The following is a 2,356-nucleotide window of genomic DNA, read 5'->3' as shown; positions in this document are numbered from 1 at the left end:
GCAACGCAGTCCAGTCAATCCGAAGAGGTAAATCCATGACCGTATCCTGGCTGGCCAACAAAATTGAGCAATGGCCGACGACCAAGCTGCTGCCATATTCACGCAATGCACGCACCCACTCGGCTGAGCAGATTGCCCAAATCGCGGCTTCGATTGTGGAATTTGGATTCTCAAATCCAATTCTTGCCGGCAGCGACGGCGTCATCGTAGCCGGACACGGAAGGTGGGCTGCCTCGCAGAAACTTGGACTCGAATTGGTTCCGGTAGTGGTCTTGGATCACCTGAGCCCAACCCAACGCCGGGCCCTGGTAATCGCGGACAACAGAATTGCAGAAAACGCAGGCTGGGACGATGCGATGCTGCGTGTTGAACTCGATGCGCTGCGCGATGATGATTTCGATCTGTCACTCACCGGCTTTGATACCGACGCGCTCGCCGATTTGTTCGAGGGCGAGGAAGGCGGCGATACAGGCCAAACGGGTGACGACGAAGTACCCGAGTCGCAGGAGGCCGTGATCTCGCGCCCTGGCGACGTTTGGCTGCTTGATGGCCACCGTGTGTTGTGTGGGGACGCTACCGATGCACGGTGCTATGAGCAATTGCTGCAGGGGCAAAAGGTAGACATGACCGTTACGGACCCACCCTACAACGTCAATTATGCAAATAGCGCCAAGGACAAGATGCGCGGCAAGGACCGCGCCATCCTCAACGACAACCTGGGCGACGGCTTTTATGATTTCTTGTTGGCTGCACTCACGCCCATCATGGCCAATTGCACGGGTGCCGTTTACGTGGCCATGTCATCGAGCGAGCTTGATGTGCTGCAAGCAGCGTTTCGCGCTGCCGGCGGTAAATGGTCAACCTTCATCATCTGGGCCAAGAACACCTTCACCATGGGGCGCTCGGATTACCAGCGCCAGTACGAGCCCATTCTGTACGGCTGGTCCGAGGGCGGCAAGCACCACTGGTGCGGCGACCGCGATCAGAGCGATGTCTGGCAAATCAAGAAACCGCACAAGAACGATTTGCATCCTTGCTTATGCCCGGGCTCGGAAGTGTTGACTGATAAAGGCTGGCGAGTCATTGAATCATTGGTCGATGGAAATCGTGTGCTGGCGGCAGATGGTGTATTTCGCCCCGTCAAATTGGTGTCCTCGCACTTTATTGAAAAACCTGTTTTTAGGATTGCTGTTTCAGACGTTGAGATTGCAGTCGACGCCACCGGTAACCACCCATTTCTCGTTAAACGAGACGGCCAACTGGCATGGATTGAAGCGTCTCAAATCGTTGTTGGCGATGAGATCGCCTCGGCTGTACTGGAGGATTCAATATGCAGACCCCAAAGGGTTACATCAGAAACTGGTACGGAAATCGGCAGCGAATGGAACACGATGTCGTATGGGAGAGAAACTTCGGCGCCATCCCTGACGGACACTGTATCCATCACATCGACCACGATAAGAAAAACAATCACGTTTCAAACCTCCAACTTGTCTCCCACATTGAGCACAAGCGGATTCACTCCGGTTGTGAACTCCGAGATGGTGTTTGGTTCAAGCCCTGCGGTGCTTGTGGATGCGTCAAACCAGTCACTGACAAGCATTGGTATTTCACCGCTCAAGGATGGCCCTACGGATGGGGCTGCCGACCTTGCCACACCAAGAAAGTCGTACAGCTTCGTTCTGCGAAGCGTAAGCAGCGTCAAGAAAATAGACTACTCGGGGCCAGTGTGGAACCTGTCGGTCCAGGGCAGCCCAACGTTTGAAACGCGCATCGGCATGTCACATAACACCATGAAGCCCGTCGAACTGGTGGAGCGTGCCATTCGCAACTCAAGCAAACCGGGCAACTCGGTCCTGGACTCCTTTGGCGGTTCCGGCACAACGCTGATCGCCGCAGAAAAGTCAGGTCGCAAAGCGTTCCTGATGGAACTCGACCCGAAGTACGTTGACGTTATTGTTCGGCGCTGGCAAGACTGGACTGGCAAACTTGCCACCCGCGAATCTGATGGCGTTGCGTTTGATGATCTGGCTGGCGATGTTGTCGGCGCGAGATTGGCTGAACCTTCGGAGTGATCACTCTGCCGTCTCTTCGATGATGCCGCAATGAATCACAAAGCCAGTCAGGTAAGGCAGACCACTTGGGATGCCGTAGTTCTTGTTGGTCATGCGATTGGTGCGCCAGGTCATCCATTGCGTGATCGCAGCATTGATCGCATCGGCCAGGGTCTTGCCCTTGAGCAGATGGTTTCGAACCTCGTCAGCAAAGTGGCGCCCGTGGCGGCTGTCCAGGAAGGCGCGTGCGGCGTCGAGTTCAGTGCCAGTGACCATTGCAATGGCAGGCAGTGCGATCGCCC

Annotated in this window: 3 protein-coding genes and 1 pseudogene; 3 read left to right on the top strand and 1 reads right to left on the bottom strand. The window is 55.5% G+C overall.

Features of this window, described 5'->3' with window-relative positions; all coding sequences use genetic code 11:
- Positions 1-35: 35 nt before the first annotated feature.
- The 3 genes and pseudogenes from ACOYNV_RS27590 to ACOYNV_RS27580 all read left to right on the top strand — a co-directional run.
- A pseudogene (locus ACOYNV_RS27590) lies at positions 36-254 on the top strand (ParB/Srx family N-terminal domain-containing protein); the annotation flags it as partial.
- A gap of 1,076 nt (positions 255-1,330) precedes the next feature.
- Positions 1,331-1,765 (top strand): HNH endonuclease signature motif containing protein, encoded by a 435-nt coding sequence (locus ACOYNV_RS27585; protein WP_422903024.1) that lies wholly within the window; start codon positions 1,331-1,333, stop codon positions 1,763-1,765.
- Positions 1,728-2,075 carry a DNA methyltransferase gene (locus ACOYNV_RS27580; RefSeq protein ID WP_422903023.1) on the top strand — a complete coding sequence of 116 codons (348 nt, stop codon included), beginning with the start codon at positions 1,728-1,730 and terminating at the stop codon, positions 2,073-2,075. Before ACOYNV_RS27585 ends, ACOYNV_RS27580 begins: the two co-directional genes overlap by 38 nt.
- Here the strand turns inward: ACOYNV_RS27580 and ACOYNV_RS27575 are convergent.
- The coding region (locus tag ACOYNV_RS27575) for a hypothetical protein (RefSeq protein ID WP_422903022.1) at positions 2,076-2,356 on the bottom strand (281 nt) is incomplete at its 5' end. It lies immediately after the preceding gene.

Source organism: Propionivibrio sp., assembly GCF_049316945.1.
GTDB lineage: Bacteria > Pseudomonadota > Gammaproteobacteria > Burkholderiales > Rhodocyclaceae > Propionivibrio.
The sequence above is the reverse complement of the archived record's forward strand: the minus strand, read 5'-3'. Positions and strand labels throughout refer to the sequence as shown.